The organism is Stenotrophomonas sp. SMYL20, from assembly GCF_036320045.1.
GTDB lineage: Bacteria > Pseudomonadota > Gammaproteobacteria > Xanthomonadales > Xanthomonadaceae > Stenotrophomonas > Stenotrophomonas maltophilia_A.
In genome coordinates, this window is the sequence record NZ_JAWIRT010000014.1 from 102,231 (window position 1) to 119,049 (window position 16,819).

15 protein-coding genes are annotated in these 16,819 nt (G+C 65.4%); 5 read left to right on the forward strand and 10 right to left on the reverse strand.

Features of this window, described 5'->3' with window-relative positions; translation table 11 throughout:
• Positions 1 to 48: 48 nt before the first annotated feature.
• Positions 49 to 633 (reverse strand): TetR/AcrR family transcriptional regulator, encoded by a 585-nt coding sequence (locus V3B48_RS12560; protein WP_329892892.1) that lies wholly within the window; start codon positions 631 to 633, stop codon positions 49 to 51.
• 239 nt (positions 634 to 872) lie between these two features.
• Between V3B48_RS12560 and V3B48_RS12565 the strand changes: the two genes are divergently transcribed.
• Complete coding sequence (locus tag V3B48_RS12565) at positions 873 to 3,068, forward strand: TonB-dependent siderophore receptor (RefSeq protein WP_329892891.1); 2,196 nt, start codon at positions 873 to 875, stop codon at positions 3,066 to 3,068.
• Positions 3,069 to 3,196: 128 nt separating this feature from the next.
• Here V3B48_RS12565 and V3B48_RS12570 read toward each other — a convergent pair whose 3' ends face one another.
• From V3B48_RS12570 to V3B48_RS12580, 3 genes are all read right to left on the reverse strand, one after another.
• The gene (locus tag V3B48_RS12570; protein ID WP_121503371.1) at positions 3,197 to 3,562 is read right to left on the reverse strand and encodes a hypothetical protein; all 366 of its coding nucleotides are present in this window, start codon (positions 3,560 to 3,562) and stop codon (positions 3,197 to 3,199) included.
• Between the two features lie 610 nt (positions 3,563 to 4,172).
• Complete coding sequence (locus V3B48_RS12575) at positions 4,173 to 4,856, reverse strand: molecular chaperone (protein WP_329892890.1); 684 nt, start codon at positions 4,854 to 4,856, stop codon at positions 4,173 to 4,175.
• Positions 4,857 to 4,917: 61 nt separating this feature from the next.
• Positions 4,918 to 6,945 (reverse strand): hypothetical protein, encoded by a 2,028-nt coding sequence (locus tag V3B48_RS12580; protein WP_329892889.1) that lies wholly within the window; start codon positions 6,943 to 6,945, stop codon positions 4,918 to 4,920.
• A 215-nt stretch (positions 6,946 to 7,160) separates the two neighbouring features.
• Between V3B48_RS12580 and V3B48_RS12585 the strand changes: the two genes are divergently transcribed.
• The gene (locus V3B48_RS12585; RefSeq protein ID WP_285301709.1) at positions 7,161 to 8,030 is read left to right on the forward strand and encodes a hypothetical protein; all 870 of its coding nucleotides are present in this window, start codon (positions 7,161 to 7,163) and stop codon (positions 8,028 to 8,030) included.
• 47 nt (positions 8,031 to 8,077) lie between these two features.
• On the opposite strand, the gene V3B48_RS12590 is transcribed toward V3B48_RS12585, so the two are convergent.
• Positions 8,078 to 8,503 carry an organic hydroperoxide resistance protein gene (locus V3B48_RS12590; protein WP_121503386.1) on the reverse strand — a complete coding sequence of 142 codons (426 nt, stop codon included), beginning with the start codon at positions 8,501 to 8,503 and terminating at the stop codon, positions 8,078 to 8,080.
• 123 nt (positions 8,504 to 8,626) lie between these two features.
• Positions 8,627 to 9,280 carry a TraX family protein gene (locus tag V3B48_RS12595; protein WP_329892888.1) on the reverse strand — a complete coding sequence of 218 codons (654 nt, stop codon included), beginning with the start codon at positions 9,278 to 9,280 and terminating at the stop codon, positions 8,627 to 8,629.
• Between the two features lie 126 nt (positions 9,281 to 9,406).
• Here V3B48_RS12595 and pip point away from each other — a divergent pair, with 126 nt between their 5' ends.
• A complete protein-coding gene (gene pip, locus V3B48_RS12600; RefSeq protein WP_329892887.1) occupies positions 9,407 to 10,354 on the forward strand; it encodes a prolyl aminopeptidase in 948 nt (315 codons plus the stop codon).
• Positions 10,355 to 10,469: 115 nt separating this feature from the next.
• Here pip and V3B48_RS12605 read toward each other — a convergent pair whose 3' ends face one another.
• The 4 genes from V3B48_RS12605 to V3B48_RS12620 all read right to left on the reverse strand — a co-directional run bounded on the left by V3B48_RS12605 (position 10,470) and on the right by V3B48_RS12620 (position 15,603).
• Positions 10,470 to 11,657 carry a hypothetical protein gene (locus V3B48_RS12605; protein ID WP_329892886.1) on the reverse strand — a complete coding sequence of 396 codons (1,188 nt, stop codon included), beginning with the start codon at positions 11,655 to 11,657 and terminating at the stop codon, positions 10,470 to 10,472.
• A complete protein-coding gene (locus V3B48_RS12610; protein ID WP_329892885.1) occupies positions 11,654 to 14,215 on the reverse strand; it encodes a TcfC E-set like domain-containing protein in 2,562 nt (853 codons plus the stop codon). The genes V3B48_RS12605 and V3B48_RS12610 overlap by 4 nt, the downstream gene beginning before the upstream one ends.
• Positions 14,216 to 14,281: 66 nt before the next feature.
• A complete protein-coding gene (locus V3B48_RS12615; RefSeq protein ID WP_329892884.1) occupies positions 14,282 to 14,776 on the reverse strand; it encodes a CS1 type fimbrial major subunit in 495 nt (164 codons plus the stop codon).
• A gap of 110 nt (positions 14,777 to 14,886) precedes the next feature.
• A complete protein-coding gene (locus V3B48_RS12620) occupies positions 14,887 to 15,603 on the reverse strand; it encodes a CS1 fimbrial subunit B flags: Precursor (protein ID WP_329892883.1) in 717 nt (238 codons plus the stop codon).
• A 291-nt stretch (positions 15,604 to 15,894) separates the two neighbouring features.
• On the opposite strand from V3B48_RS12620, the gene V3B48_RS12625 reads away from it, so the two are divergent.
• Together V3B48_RS12625 and V3B48_RS12630 are read left to right on the forward strand one after the other, a co-directional pair.
• Positions 15,895 to 16,197: a hypothetical protein gene (locus tag V3B48_RS12625; RefSeq protein ID WP_329892882.1), complete on the forward strand. Its 303-nt coding sequence runs from the start codon at positions 15,895 to 15,897 to the stop codon at positions 16,195 to 16,197.
• 282 nt (positions 16,198 to 16,479) lie between these two features.
• Positions 16,480 to 16,779 (forward strand): hypothetical protein, encoded by a 300-nt coding sequence (locus V3B48_RS12630; protein WP_032129479.1) that lies wholly within the window; start codon positions 16,480 to 16,482, stop codon positions 16,777 to 16,779.
• The last annotated feature ends 40 nt before the right edge of the window (positions 16,780 to 16,819 follow it).

The following is a 16,819-nucleotide window of genomic DNA, read 5'->3' on the forward strand; positions in this document are numbered from 1 at the left end:
GATGGGGCCGTGGCGAGCCGCGCATCGGCATCCACGCATGGCGTGGATCTACCGAAGTTCCAACACCTCCAGCGAACCGATTACCAGCGCACGCATGCCCTGCTTGAACTCGGTGATCACCTGGCCCTCTTCGTCGTCGGCAATCCCGTAGACCGTGTCCGCACCGGCAATGCAGTAGAACGCGATCGTGGCCAGCAGCCAGCGCGCCTTGTCCAGCGGCAGGCCGAACACCTCGGCCACATGGGCCTGGTGCGAGGCGATCTTGTCCAGCATCGGCGTGGTCGCCACCGAACGGCGCAGCAGGTAGGGCGGTAGTCCGGGGTGCGCTTTCACCACCTCGCACAGCGATTCCACGAATGCCAGCAGGTAGGCCTGCAGCCCACCCGGCGCATCGACCGAAGCACGTGGAATCTGCCAGCGCTGGAACACCGTATCGGCCACCAGCCGCTTCAAGGCCTCCAGGTTGGCCACGCGCTTGTAGAGCGCGGCCTGGGTCACCGCCAGTTCGGCGGCCACGTTGGCCATGGTCAGGTTCGGCAGGCCCAGCTTGATGCCGATGTCGGCCAGGCGATCGGGGGTGATGGTGGGCGGACGGCCACGGGCCGACGCCGGGGTTTCAGGGTGCATGTTCATACCGTAGCGAGGGTGCCAGCAAAGGGACCCTCTTGTCCGCTTCATATGGTTTAGTTTAATTTACTCAACTAATTCGGAATGCGTGTGGTTCGCAACCCCGCCGCCGTCCGCGATCGAGCCCATGGCTCACTTCCCGCCAGGTCCCCACCCAGCCGACAACCCTGCGCCGCGCCCTCCCCCGTGCTTGCCCTCGGCAGCGCGCCAGGCGCGTTCGCACCTGCGATTCACAGGAACCTGGCATGACCGTGTACCACCTTTCCTCTCCGCTGCAGCCCGCAGCGGCCGCCGCGAGCCGCGTGCAGATGCATCCGCCTATGGCCCGGCGCTACCGGGTGTCGGCCCTGGCAATGGGGCTGCTGGCCTCGTTTGCCGCGCTGGCCGAATCCGCGCCGTCCACCCTGCCCTCGGTGCAGGTGCAGGAACAGCGCCGTGTGACCGGCGACTATGCCGGCGGCCAGGTGGCTTCCGGTAGCCGGGTTGGCCTGCTCGGCGACAAGGACTTCATGGACACGCCGTTCAGCACGGTCAGCTACACCGAAGCCTTCATCCGCGACCGCCAGGCCAAGGACCTCACCGACGTCATCGCCGCTACCGACCCCACGGTGTTCAGTAACGGCGTGACCGGTTCGTGGAGCGAGAACTACGCCATCCGCGGCTTCTCCTCCAGCACCAGCGACACCACGTTCAACGGCCTCAGCGGCATGGCGCCGTACTACCGCACCTCGCCGGAAATGTTCGAGCGCATCGAGGTCTTGAAGGGCCCGTCCGCCCTGCTCAACGGCATGCCGCCGGGCGGCTCGGTTGGTGGCAGCGTCAACCTGGTGCCCAAGCGTGCCGGTGAGCAACCGCTGCTGCGGGTCAGCGCCAACTTCGCCTCCGATGCGCAGTTTGGCACCCACGTGGATGTGGGCCGCCGGCTGGGTGCCGACAAGCAGTTCGGCATCCGTTTCAACGGCGCCTACCGTGATGGCGACGGTGCTGTCGGCAAGCAGAGCAAGAAAGTGCAACTGGGTTCATTGGCACTGGACTGGCGCGGCGAGCGCGCCCGCCTCTCCGCCGATCTGTACAGCGCCGATGACCGCGTCGATGGTCCGGCTCGTGGCGTCGGCCTGGCACCGGGCGTGGCGATTCCGCGGCCACCGCGTGGCGACACCCTGATCAACCCGGACTGGGCCTACGTGGACAGCCAGGACAAGGGCGCGATGCTGCGCGGCGAGCTGGACATCAACGAACACCTGATGGCCTACCTGGCCTATGGCACCAGCAAGACCGACTACCGTTACAACGGCTCGATCAGTGCGCAGATCCTCAACCCGGCCGGTGACTTCACCACGGTGATGGGCCAGCTGGCGTTCGACATCAAGAAGCAGTCCGGTGACGCCGGGCTGCGCGGCAGCTTCCGTACCGGCAGCGTGAGCCATCAGTGGGCCGCCAACGTGACCCACTACCAGCACACTCAGAACGACTACGGCCGCCGCAGCGTGCCGGGCTGGGACTGGACCACCAACCTCTACAACCCGGTGTGGGGCCCGGCTGCGCCGTTCATCGCGCCGCATATCTCGCACACCGAACTGCGGCTGGACAGCCTCGGCTTCGCCGACACCCTGTCCTTCGCCGATGACCGCGTGCAGCTGACCATTGGCCTGCGTCGCCAGCAGGTGGTCAGCGAGACCTTCAATGTGGCCACGGGTGCGCGCACCTCGCGCTACGACGAGAGCGCCACCACCCCGGCGGCCGCCCTGCTGGTGAAGGCCACCGATACACTTTCGGTCTACACCAACTACATCGAAGGCCTCAGCCAGGGTGCCACCGCGCCGATGACCGCCGCCAATGCCGGCGATGTGTTCGCACCGTTCCGCACCAAGCAGAAGGAGCTGGGCCTGAAACTGGACCTGGGCAGCTTCGCGCACACCTTCAGCGTGTACGAGATCAAGCGCCCGAGCAGCTACACCGACCCGGTCACGAATATCTTCTCGTTCGGTGGCGAACAGCGTAACCGTGGCGTGGAATGGGGCTTCTTCGGCGCGCCCCTGGACGGCGTGCGCCTGCTGGGCGGCGTGGCCTACGTGCAGCCGAAGCTGACCCGTACGGCGGGTGGTGTGAATGAAGGCCGCATTGCTACCGCCGTTGCGCAACGCCAGGCCAAGCTGGGCGTGGAATGGGATGTGCCGGCGCTGGAGGGTTTGACCCTGACCGGCAATGCCACGGCGATGTCGAAGCAGTACATCAGTGCCGACAATCGCCTGTCGGTGCCGGGGCGCACGTTGTTCGATGTGGGTGCGCGTTACAGCACCACGATGGCGGGGCGACCGCTTGCCCTGCGCGCCAGCGTGAACAACGTGACCAACAAGGCGTACTGGGGCATGCCGTTGCTTTCCAGCCTGGCACTGGGTGCACCGAGGACGGTGTTGTTGTCGGCCACGATGGATTTCTGAAAGGCATCCACGCATGGCATGGATCTACTGGAAATGCATCAGTAGAGCCAGGCCATGCCTGGCTGATGCCATGGTGACCCGCCGAAAGCATCCACGCATGGCGTGGATCTACCGGCCTCCGCCATCCTTCATTCCGGATGCAGGCGATAAATGGCCTGGTTGGTCAACGCCAACGCGGCCAGCTTCAACCCTTCCATTACCCGGTCGCCCACGTAGTGTTCCGGGCCGCCATTCTGCCGGGCGCGCTCGGCGGCCAGCAGGATCTCGTTCACGATGCGCAGCCCGGCCAACGCCCCATCGGCGTCGGCCAGCGCCAGGCAGCGGCCCGGCAGTTGATGGCGTTCCGGCCAGGGCTGGCCGTCGGCCGCTGCGCCGCGGCCAATCTGGTGCAACAGGGTGATCAGGGTGTTGGGATCGGGCTTTGCCACCTCGCCCTCGTCGGCATTGGCCGGGGCGTACTGGGCGCGCAGAGGGGGAATATCCGATGCGTTCATGGCAGGTCTCCGTGCAAGACATACGGCACCGCCACACTTAACAATGGTGGCGGACGGTACGTGTGTGGAAACCGGTAGTTGTGTGTCACGACCCGGCGGGTGTGCTTGCGCACACCCCACGTACCGCCCGCCATAAAACGCGAACGGATTGCCAGCCGGCGCCGCACAAGGCGACGCCGGCTGACAAGCGTTAACAACACACAACTAACGGGTTTCCACGCCCGGCCGCCCTTTTTCGGCGGCAATCCATCATGTACACAACCGTGCGACTTATGCAAAGCCACGAGGGGTGCTGACGGAGAGAGTCTTGCAGCGGGCGGCATTGTCGCACACTGCCGAAGCGGCGAATACGCCTTGTTTTCAGGGGCGAACCGTCCTAGAACACACTGGCTGAAGCCCCCCCCCATCCTCCCCGGATTGGTTGAATCCTGGCGACACGGCGTGCCGGCCACGACAACGCGCCGCCACGGTCATGACAAACCGCCCGCTGCCATCGCTTTGGAACGCATGCAGCGCGTGCCTGCATGGAGCGCGTCGCCGATGTCCGACAACCCTCAATACATGCAAACAGGACAATGCCGAGCCGCATCAGTCGATGCATGGCTCGACACTACAAAGGCGGCAGGGTGGGACGTTCCGGATGCAGGATGCCGTCATCATCCACCCAGCTGTATCGCACTGCCGTCAGCGGGCCAGCGAAGCCTTCCGGATAGGGCAGCTTCTTCGTTTGCCCCGGCGCCAGGTAGAAACTGCCAAGCGCACGCTCACCGGCAGCCGACACCAGCGTCATCTCTGCAACATTGAAGTAATGCGGTGAATCGTTGTGCAGCGTCAGTGCGTCCGTCTTCTGGGTGAAGCCCACTCTTGCTGCTGGCGCAACGGGCACCCCCACTCCTTCAGGCCGATAGAGCAACTTCATACGGAAGCGGATTGCCAGCTGCACGGCGTTCTCTGCCGCAGCGGCTTCGCGTGGTGGTACGTCCACCACGTTCAACCAGTACAGATGCTCGCGATCGTCCTTGGGCGCCCGCGTTGGCAGGCTGCGCACCCGCAGCAGGTGCGATTGCCCGGCATCGAGCCGGAACAGCGGCTTGTCGAGAATGAACGGCGCCTGCGAAGCCTCAGGCTTCTGGTCGATGTCGCCATCGGCGACCCAGGCTTGCAGAAGCGAAGCGCGCGCGCCTTCATTCTTCAGCGCAACGCTCACCTCCGGTTGAGCAGCCGGATAGATCACCCGCGTGCCCTGAACGGACACCTCGGCCGCGGCAGAGGCACTGAACAGCAGCGACAGCACCAACGAAAGGCAGCACCGGGATGTTCTCATTGCCAGGCTCGCTCCATGCTGCAAAAACCACTCAGGGGAAGGTAAGGCTGAACACCAGTCCGCCATTGGCCGGCCCGGGCATAATGGTGGGCAAGGTCTGCTGATAGCGTACGCCAAAGGTCTTCTTCAGCACCTCTACGCTGGATGATCCGTGACCAAACTCATCCGTGGCATAGAACTGCATCGGCGAACCGTCGCTCTGCAGGAACTGGTACGCCACACCCTGCGCGCCGCCGCTGACCTCAGCCAGGCCGTGGTCACTGTTGATCACTGCCGTGGTGGGTACCGCCTGATAATTCACCTGGCCGACGCCCGCATCGCAGTCCACTACCAGTTCGTAGTTACGCTCCCCGGCCTGCGTTCCCACGCCCTTGAATCTCGACATCGGAATGATGCCCATTGACACTTCCAGTGCCCGCATTCTGCAACTGGGCCTGTTCCGGATCGTCAAGACATTCGACCCGATCCAGAGATTCTCGTCGGCGAACAGTGTTCCAGCGCGGTCATACAGCCGCGCTTGCATGATCTTCTCCTCATTGGCCGTTCTGCTACCGCTGGGAAGATCGCCCGTGCGTATGTACTTGACCATGATGCGGGTGCCGACATCGCCTGCGGGCATGTCACCCTCCACCTTCACCGCACCATGGCGGGTATCGGCCTGCATCAGCGCCTCACGCAGCTGCGGCATCAGCCGCGCGCCGGCGGCGCGGTCCATGCGCTGCAGCGGGCCATTCCAGTCCTGCACATGGCCAGTGCTGGCTTCCAGCAGCGCCACACCCACCGGCACATGCTCCAGCAGCAGGCGCAACCGGCGGTCGCGGGCGTAGATGGCTTTCACCTGGCGGAACGCAGGCGTGTACATGCGCCGGTGCAGCCACAGCAGCAGGAACCAGAGCAGCGCCAGCGCTACGAGCAGGCAGGCGACATCACTGAGCAGCATCGGTGCGACGCCACGCAGGATGTCGGCCCAGCGGTAGGTCTCCACCAGCGTCCAGGGCGTACCCGCTACTGCCAGCGCCAAGGTGAATCGGCCCTTGTGGAAGCGTGCACGGGTGGCGTCGCCCAGCAGCACCCAGTCGGTATCGGCGCCTGCGAGGGCCGCCCTGGTATCAATGCCATCAGACGTGAGCACGCGCAGGCCATCGCGGTCCAGCAGCGCGATATGGCCCTGGCTGTTGTGGCGTAGCAGCGCCTGCAGGCGTGCCATCGGTTCATAGGCCACGAAGGTGGCGATGGGGGTGGCGCCCAGGCTGGCCTGGAACACCGATACCAGCGATGGCTCACCGCTGATGGGGTGGCGGCCGAAGGTACGGCGCGGGCCATCGCTGCGCTCGACACTTTCCAGCAGAGGCACCTGATCGTGGCTTGAGGCCGGCGCCAGCAGCTGCGCCGGCGCGCGCAGATGCTCGAAGACCTCGCTGCGCGAGCTGGCCGCGAGCGCGCTGATCAGGCTGCGTTCGGTCAGGCCCTTGTCCAGCGACAGGTATTGGCCGCTGGGATCGAAGAAGTAGGACGCGGTGTCCGGCTCCCCCTCATCGGCGGTGCGGGTCAGGCGCTGGATGAGTGAGACCGCAGTAGTGAGCTGCAGGTAGCGCTGCAGTTCCTGCGGGCGCCACTGCGCGGTCTCCAGGCCCAGCGCCATCTGCGGCCGGCTGCTAGCGTCCGCTGCCACCACCAGGCGCTGGCCACCCTGCAGGTAGTCACGGCGCATGGCCTCGGCGCTGGCATCGCCCAGCTGTACGTCACGATCCCAGGCATATTCGGCCATGTTCGCCAGCCGCGCATGGCTGGCATCCTGCCGCGCCAGCTGGAACTGAAGCGCCGTGTGGGCGCGGCGGAACTCGGCAATGCGGCGCGCCTCATAGCCGTTGACCTGGACCACGATGAGGGTGATCAGCACGCTCAATGACAGCAGGCTGAGCACCGCCCCGCAGGCCAGCATCAACCTGCGCGGATACTGCCTCAGCGCCTGCAGTTCACCCGCGCCGGACGGCATCGGCCCGGCACCGGAGTGCAGGCGGCGCAGCGAATCGGCAATGGAAGGGGCGGCGGACGGCATGGCATCGGGCGGCGGCAAGCGCTCGTTGTGAAGAACATGGAGCGCCAGCATGCGTGGCGTGTGCGGTCGTCGATGTAGGACAAGATCGAAAAACGCGTCGATGCATGACGCATTTGACTGCACAGACAGTTCTGTCCACATTTCGGACTTGTCCTGTTTCTGCCTCGCGCCTTGCTGGGGACGCTATGCGTCTCCCCGCTGACGAGGACCTCGCGATGAAGCCAGCACTGAACGGCGAGCGCCTGTGGGCACTCCGCCTGATGACCCGCCATGCCTGCCACCGTGCAAGCCTGCGGATCGCTGCGGCGTTGCTGCCGATGCTCCCCGCGCCCGCGCGGCTAACATTGGCCGAAGGTGCCTTTGCCGTGCTTGGCCCGCTGCTGCTGACAGAGCGGCATGGCCGCGCCTATGGCACGCTGCAACGGCTGGGCCACGCGCCCGCATCGGCCACGACACTCACGGCCCGCTTCCTGGCCGGGCGCTGGCTTCGCAAAGCCCACGCGCGCCATCTGCAGTCGCTGCCCTTCCCAGCCCTGCAGCACCTGCTGCGCGGGATGGCGTGGCATGACCCGGGAGCGCTATGGGCCTCGGCCGCAGGCCGGCGGCGGGTGGTCTGCCTGTTGCCCAGCGGTGATATCAACCTGGCCATGGCCGCGTTGTTGGACCGCCCAGGTGCGCCCGCACACTACTTCATCAATTCGCTTCACCATGAAGCTTCACCCATGCACCGCACATTGCTGGCCCTCCAGCGCCAGGGGCATCGCCTGGACATCGGACAACCGTCGCGCTGCGGCCAAGCCTGGCGGAAGCTGCGACGCGGTGCCACGGTACTGGCCGTACTGGACCCCTGCCCATGGCGGAAGACAGGAAAGGCCACAGAGCCTGCACCGCTGCGCCTGGCCAGGTTGGCGCAGGTCCCGGTGCTGCTGCTCGGACATCGTTGCGATGGCAGCACCGCCGGCACGCTGCACGTGCTGGGCGAGTACGGTGCCGAGTCCATCGCTGGCGGCGCTGCGGCGCTGTACTCCGCTGCACATGCCTTCCTGGCGGCAGCCCCGCACGACTGGCGCGATCTGGACCGGTAGGGGTGACAAGGACCGCAGCAGGGCAGACCCCGCTGCGGCCAGGGCGATCAGGCGATGACCAGTGCCACGTTGATGTTGTTGCGGGTGGCATGCGAGTACGGGCAGACGATGTGCGCCTTGCGCACCAGCTCTTCGGCCTGCGCGGTGGGCACGCCCGGCAGCGAGATGGTCAGTGCCACGTCGATGGCGAAGCCGGTGCTGACCGCACCGATGCCGACGCGACCGGTCACGGCTGCACTGTCACCGATGGCGATGTTGTCCTGGCCGGCAACGTACTTCAGGGCACCGAGGAAGCATGCCGAGTAGCCTGCGGCGAACAGCTGCTCCGGGTTGGTGCCGGTGCCACCAGTGCCGCCCAGTTCGGCCGGGGTGGACAGGGCGATGTCCAGGATCTTGTCGGACGAGGTGGCGCGGCCTTCACGGCCGCCGACAGCGGTGGCCTGGGCCGAGTACAGGATCGATTCAATGCTCATGGAATGCTCCGATGGATTGTTTGAGTGGGTGACAGCGCTTGCCGTCACACGCTCATCCTGCTCACCGTCCGGCGCGCCTTCCATCGGACAGCGACGATAGCGCAGCCGGTTCCATCCTCATCGTCAGACGTGCAGATGCACGTACAGCGCCAGCACCGCCAGATGCCCCACGTAGTACCCATAGAACGCCCAGCGCCAGCGCGGCAGCCGCCATGGCACGCGCGCCGCTGCCAGCACCACCGGGATGGCCAGCAGTGCCCAGCCGTTGTGGTTGGCCCAGCACACCGCCCCAAGACCGCCCAGCAGCAGCCACCACGCGCGATGCCGGAATGCGATCCAGCCCAGCAGCACGAAGCCGACCCCCGCCCATTGGTAGTCCACCAGCATCGGCGCCATGCCCGCCGCCAGCAGCAACAGCAGTGGCCGATTGTTGGCCAGCGCATGCACCGCCACCGCGGCCAAGGCGAAGGTGAGCAGGATGTTGAGCGGCAGCCAGTAGCCGAAGGCCCATGCATGCAGAGGCTGCGCGACAAGGCCCCATGCGGCCAGCCGGCGGATCGACTTGCCGAGATCGGCGCCCGGCTGGGCAAGATTGCAGGCCATCACCAGCGCGAACAGCGGAAACGCGATGCGCCCCAGTTCGCTCACTACCGGCAGGTATCCACCGAACAGCACCTTGGCCACGTGATCGCCGGTCATGGTCAGGAGCGCGAGCCACTTCAGCAGCTCGCGGGCGCCACTGCTCAGGACGGGATTGAAGGGACGGTTCCCTGCCATGGTCTGCTGCATCGCCGAAGCTTATGCGCATCGGCAAGCACATTTCCATCACCGCGCAGTCCGCAGGCGCTGCCCGATGCCGTGGGCAGGGGTATGCTGGCAGGCCCTGCTGGTGAGACCCCCGTCATGCGCACCCTCTACCCCCCCATCGAGCCCTACCGCGAGTTCACCCTGGCGGTGAGCGATCTGCACACCCTGCATATCGAGGAGTGCGGCACGCCCGAGGGCATCCCGGTGGTGTACCTGCATGGCGGGCCGGGTGCTGGCATCTCGCCCACCCATCGCCGCTTCTTCGACCCGGCACGCTACCGAATCGTGCTGATCGACCAGCGTGGCAGCGGACGCTCCACTCCGTTCGGTGAGCTTCGCGACAACACCACGCAGGATCTGGTGGCCGACATCGAGAAGGTGCGCGAGCATCTGGGTATCGAGCGCTGGCTGGTCTACGGCGGATCCTGGGGTTCGACCCTGTCGCTGGCCTACGCACAGGCGCATCCCGAACGTGCCACCGGCCTGATCGTGCGCGGCGTGTTCCTTGGCCGCGAGATGGAAAATCGCTGGTTCGCCGAGGCCAACGGCGGTGCACGCTGGATCTTCCCGGAACGCTGGGATCGCTACGAGGCCTACATTCCAGAAGGCGAGCGAGGTGACATGATTGCGGCCTACTGGACGCGCATGGACAGCGCCGATGAGGCCACCCGCATCGCAGCGGCGCAGGCCTGGCTGGGCTGGGAAGACAACGCCGCCACCCTGCAACACGACGTGGATGCGGTTTCCACGGATGACCCGCTGGATACCCTGGCCAAGGCCCGCATCGAGGCCCACTACTTCCGCAATGGCATCTTCCTGGAGCCGAACCAGCTGCTGCGCGATGTCGATCGCATCCGCCACCTGCCGTGCGTGATCGTGCAGGGCCGCTACGACATCATCTGCCCGCCGCGCAGCGCCTGGGACCTGGCCAAGGCTTGGCCGGAAGCCAGGCTGGAGATGGTGACCTCGGGGCATAGCGCGAACGAGCCGGCAACGGTGGATGCGCTGGTGCGCGCCACCGATGCGTTCGCCGACCGGTACTGATGCCTACCCGGTAGAGTCGACTGTTAGTCGACTCGCGCGCGCAGCGCGGGATTTCGGTTTCCTGCAAGGAGCAGTCGACTAACAGTCGACTCTACCCAGGAGCTCTGCCCCCTCTTCACGGATTGGCATCAAACACCACCGTCATGTTGCCTTGCCAATGCGAACCGGGGAACTTCAACATCTCCGTCACCGCGTCACGGCCAGCGGTAAATCGCAGCGTCGAGCGCCGCTGAATCAAATAGCCGTCCGGGGTGAATCGAGGAGACTGCGCATCGTCCGGCGTCAGTACAGCGTCCTGCGCCGGACGCCCATCGCGGACATTGCTCATTCCGGGAATGGTCACGTCAACGTCCACCGGGACCACCACCTCGTCGCGCTGGTTGCGAATGCCGCACCGGTCGTCAATATCATGCTCGCAGCGTAGATTCATGCTGAGATCCATTGAGCTTGTCAGCAGAAATGGAAGCTCCTGGCGAAGGCGGTTCGGCCGAATGCCATGATCCCGCCATTGCGACCATCCACCTTCAGGCAAGAGCTGCACGCTGGGCATCTCCGCTGGGAAGCGCACTCTGAATTGATGCTGTACCTCGAGCTCGATTAAGATATTCAGTACGCTATCGGATATCTCCGCACGGTCACCAAAGTCGATGTCTCCTCCGGGACCCATGGTCAGCTGCACAACCCCGACATAGCGGCCATTTTTCATACTCACCGCGTTTGGAAATTGCAGTTCATAGCTGATTCCGAAGTACAAGAATCTTCCAGGGGGTATGTCTGCCAGCGTTCTCTTTGAGCAGGCCTGCCCCCGTTCATCGAGCCGCCATTGGAAATCGAACCACGCACTCTGTCCTCTTCCATGAATCAGGGTGCAAGGAGAGGGGGCGTAGTACCCAGTGGGCTGCACCGAGTTTGGTCGCCCTTCAATACTCCCCGTAAAGCTATCGACCCGCCACCGCACCTCCACCGCGCTCCCATCTTCTTCGTGTGTCAGCACGACCGTCCGCAGGATGGAAGGCATGCGGAAATAGAGGGATTCCCGGCCTGTAGCCCCGGCTTCAAAGCCTTCCGGATAGTTAATGGCCACATCATCCAGACGGATGCTGGGTCTGCAGCCTGGTCGGGTGCAGTAGTTGTGGCGAGGCGTTGTGTCCTTGAACTGACCGTTGCCGGGTTCCTGCGGCGTGGGTTTGTATTCGCCAGTTATCTTCAGATCCAGCGCCTGCACTTGCCAGGTTCCTGCGAAGACTCCAAGTAGCGCGAGCATCCTGGACCAGCGCTGACGCGGCTCAATGATCTCTTTCAATTCGATGCTCCTGATACAGAATTGCGCCGGGCATCTGCCGTTGCAGCGTGCGGGATAGCTGCTTCCTTGCTGCTGGTACATCCAACGCCCCCCACCATCAACACATCGCCCTCGCGCGGATAGCGCCCCTCCTCCATCGTCAGTAAACAGCTGACCAGGTTCGGGTAACGCAGCTCCACCACCGGCGCGCGCGCGCTCAGTTCCAACGTGAAGAACCCTTCCTCCTGGCTGACGCTGCGCCCGGCATGGTTGATCACCTGCACGCCGCGCACGCCATTGCCATCGGCATCAAGCACCTGGCCCATCACTGTGAAGGTACGCAGCACATCCACGGTGGCGTGCATCACCCCGCCCTTGTTGAGGTGATAACTGACGGTGGAAGGCTGCAGCGCGGCGGCCGGCGCATGCCGGCCCTGGAAGTCGAACTGCACGTGGCCCGCGCGGTAGGCGGTCACCGGCACGAAGTTACGCCCCGGCTTCAGGTCCACGCCGCCACCACGGCTGTCATCCGCGCGCAGCGCGACATCGGCATAGTCGCTGCGCACATCGACGATGATGCCGGTGTCCACGCTGCCACTGCGCCCCTGGCCCAGCACGGCAGCGTGACCGCCGCCGATCACCACGGTGCTGTCGAGGTTGGCGCTGCCGCTGATGCGGCCGGCGTCGGCGCCGCGGTACAGCTGCACATCGCCTTCCAGCAATGGGCTTTGCAGATAGGCGCCCGCGCCGGCACCGATACCGCTGCGCTCGGCACTGATCATTCCGTTCACGCTCTGCACAAGCTTGCCATTCACACGCTGCGAGGCTGCAGCGCTGACATAGGTATCGCGCTGGCCGGCCTCGCCGGTACGGCTGCCCAGGCTGCCGCTGTAACTGCGGCGCTCGCTGCCCAGCGACACGCTGACGGTCAGGTCGACGCCGCGCTGCCGGCGATAATGGGTGAAGCGGCTGCCGGGACGGTCGTAGGCCGAGACCCGCCAGTTCACATCGTGCCTGCCGAACAGAGTCTCGCGTCGACCGTAGGAGACATCGATGCCGGTGCCTTTGGTGAATCCCGAGCTGCGCGATACGCGCAGGCTGGCGTTGTCGCGGTGGTTGAAGCGATGGGTGATCGATACTGCTGTGGTGTCCTGCCAGCCGCCCCGGGTTTCCCAGCGCGGCGCCGAGCCATCGCCGGGCAGCACCCGATGGCGCTGCTCGGTCCAACTACGCGCATGGTTGGCCACTATCGAGCCGGCGCGGTAGCGGTACAGCCCCTGCAGGTCGACGCCGCGCCCGGCATCACTGGAAGTATAGAAATTGGTGTACGTGCTGAAACGGTCGCTGGCCTGCCAGTCCATGGATACGCCAGCGGCACGGCGTTCGCCGATCTGCTGAACCGAGGCGCCGGCCACCGCACGCGGGTGGAGCAGGTAGTTGACCACAGCGCCTGCGGCGACCTTGCCATCCTGTGTTGAGCGCCCACTGTCGAGCAGGCCGCGCTGCTGGCCAGCAAACACGCTGTAGCGCCAGCGCCGGGACGGGTCGGTCCAGCGGCTGGGCTTGTGGATCGATGCGGTTTCGCGCGAGGCTTCACGGCCATCTTCAATGACCCGCAGTTCCACGTCATAGATGCCGCCTGGCAGGCGACGGGTGTCGATTTCCTGGATGCCGGGCTTGACCGCCTGCGTGGACAGCAGGTTGCCGTCGCGCAGGATCTCCACCACGCCTTCGCGGCTGGCGGTGACGTAGACAGGGTACACGCTGGGGCTGCGCGTATCCGCCAGCAGCACATCCGACGAACCGAGCATGAACCCGAGCGCGGTATCGTTCTGCGTGCCCGGTGCACGCGGCTGGCGGATGATGCCTTCGAAGGTGGGCAGGAAGTAGCCTGCGCGGACGAAATGATCGCCCAGCTCGCGCTGCGCATACAGCGCACTGAGGTAGTGCTCTCTGCTGCCAGGCTGAGCGTAGTACTGGTAGCTGCCGACCGTACTCCAATGACCGACGCTGCCGCGTAGTTCGGCGCTGTAGCGCGCGGCGGTCTGCTGCTCCTGCCCCCCATGCACTGACAGGCTGTTGCGCACGATCAGGCCATGGCTGCCGGTCTCTGGCAGTGCGATATGGCGCTCTTCCTTTCGTGCCCCCGCCGGGGTCAGCAGGCTCAGCAGGGAGTTGGCCAGGCTGTAGTGCAGCGCGGCCAGGCCGCGGCATTGCTGGCTGCAGATACCCAGCGCCATCGGCTCGGCCAGCGCCTCGGCCCAGCGCGCCCGCTCCGTCTGCGGAAGCGGGCTGTCATGGACTTCGCCGAAGCCGATCAACTGCACACGATTGTCTTCGTGCAGCAGCACCTCGGCGTCCCCCAGATAGCCCCCGTCCAGCTCCACCCGCACGGTGAGCGGATTGCCAAACAGGTGCCCGCGGAACTCCGCGGGCATGCGCTCGCGCTGCTCCAGCAGGCTGGGCAGTTCACCCAGCGCAAGACCGGCGGCATGGCTGGACGCGGCAAACACCACGGCGCCAATGCCAGCCGCCAATCGCGCAAGGGCCGGATATGCGGGAGCGAGGGGAAGTCTCATGGGCGGATGCCTGCGCCCTCCCGCCGCATCGATGACGCGGCAAAAGGGCACGAGGCTGCATGATCGTCAGATGTCGCTTTCGAAGATCATGTGGAACTGGCCGCCGTAGCTGCCCTGCTTGTAGCCACCGCTCGGCGCAGTCGGGGCAATGGCAAAGGCCAGTGACTTGCCGGCGGCGGCCTGGGCAGCGTTGGCCACTTCGATCTTCGCGGCCGAGGTGGCCGGCACCACCACGTTGTCCAGCTTCACTGCCAGGTCGACCACGTCGGCAGCCGAGGCCATCTGCGCTGGTGACGACAGGTAGGCACTGATCGCCGCCGGCGACTTGATATTGATGACGCGGCCGGTCAAATCGCCCAAGGTCTGACGGGCGGTATCCCACGGCAGGTTCTGCGGCAGGCCTTCCCAGCCATCGGGGGTGGACACCTGCAGGCCGGCGCTGTTCGGCACGTCGGCGGTGACATTGATGGTGATGGACTTGGTTTCGGTAGCGGCCAGGGCAACGGCCGGGGTGATCAGCAGGGCGGTGGCCGCTGCCAGCAGGGTGGTCTTCAGGGACATGGATGCACTCCAGGTTCAAGGGTGGAAATCAAGGTGCCAGGCAAGGGCAACACCGTCCCAGCGGGCGCCTGGCAGGCCCGTTCGGGATAGATCCATCGGTGGAAGTGGGCTTAACGGCGTGAGTCAATGCTGCGTTGGCTATCGCCTTCGCGAAGCTCGAAGCGCAGGAACTGGTTCTCAGCGGCCTGCAGCGCGTAGCTGTTGCCAGGACGCACATGGGCAATGATTCCCGGCGTGCAGGTGTCGGGGCGGTCGCGCTCGCACTGACGCAGGTTGTCCAGCACCACGGTGGCATTGCCACGGTTTCGCACCTGCTGTGGTTCAACGAGCGTGTCGTAGCGCGGGTTCTCCGGCGCGACGAAGAAGATCGTGCCGTAGCCGGTGAATACGCGGATGGCAGAGGTGAGCTCGGCCGCTTCGCGCGCCTGTTCCTCGCTGAGCGCGAACTCCGCGGCGTTGGGCGCCACCGGCACGAACCGCAGGCGGTAGTAACGTTCTTCGTCGCGCGCGCCGCGATACACCAGGCGCGTGGCCTGCTGGCCATTGCCTGCAATAATCAGGCGGCTGGGGCTGGCGATGACGCCCTGCGCATCGGGCACATTGCGTACCAGAGCACTGGTATCCACCCGCGTCTCACGGGCCTTGCCGTCGGCATCGAAGTGCATCTGGGTGACTTCCACCCGCACATAGGCGGTGGCATCACCGGTGTTGCGGATGCGCTTGAGCAGGTTGCTGTGCGAGGGCTGCAGATAGTCGAACAGCACGCCGACATTGATCTGCGGTGTGGATGCCTGCGCGCTACCAGACAGGATGACCAACAGACTCAAAGAGAGAAGACGATGCATGGCGAGCCCGCAGGGAATGGCGAGCGCGAATTTTCACGACCTCATCACAACCTCGATATGCAAAAAGTTGCAAAAGTCGGACTTGTCCTACAGGTTTGAAACGATTCCTAGTCTGCCGATCCTGGCCTGCGGGACCGGCGCACTCGCGGTGAACGGCAACCCACTCGCGTGGACGCTTTCCTGCATTCTTCGCAACCCGCTTACAGTCCCGCGCAGAAGATCCGGCCGTGACCACCACTGCGGTGGCCTGCATCCCTACCTCTGGAGCCTGCCATGACCGGTGTTCGCTATCTCCCCGTTGCCCTCGCCCTTTGCGCGGGCCTGCTGCTCGGCGCGTGTTCCAGGACCCAGGAAGCCAGCAAGGCCACCGCGGCCGAGGACGTAACCGAAGTGAAGCTGATTCCAGCCTATGAATCGCTGGACAAGGACAAGGACGGCATCGTCACCCTCGCCGAAGTCGATGCGGTTGCGCCGGACTGGGCCGAACGACTGCATGCCTGCGACACCGACCACGACAAGACGCTCACACGTGGCGAATATGACGTCTGCAAGCAGACCACGCCCGCTGCCCATTGATCCGCGCCTTGGCACAGCGCCGGGCCCGGCTATACCAAGGTATAGCCGGGCTAACCCACGAGCCTCTAGGACTACCCCATTCAGGGGCGGACAATAGCGCCACTGGCCAGGCAACCCTGGCTGCCCCACTCCCCTCATGGAGACGCAGATGGACCCCGACCCTGCCGGGCGCACCGCGCCCCGTATGCCCGCCTGTTGCCTGTTCCTGGCGCCTGTCCGCCGGTCCCTGCCTGCCTGAGTGACGGGGGATCGCCAGGCGCCGCTTGCCTGGAGATCACCCCCATGTCCTACAAGATCCTCTACATCACCCTGCGCCGCCTGATCGGCGAGCGCGATGTTGCCGCCCTGCGCAGCCACCTGCTGCAGCACGGCGCCGTGGTTTTCGCCCGATCGCTGTCGCTCGGTTCGCCGCGCGTGGTCGCCGACGCACTGTCGCTGCTGCCGATCAGCGAACGCATCAACGTGCTGCGCCATCTGCCCTACCCCCTTCGCGATGCGATGAAGCCGCTGTGCATCGGCGGCAGCCAGCGCCTGCACATGCAGCCGTGGTCACCGGCGGTGCTGGCGATGCGCCACGCCTGAACCGTTGCATCCGTTCCGTTCGTGTTCCGGCCGCGGCCGG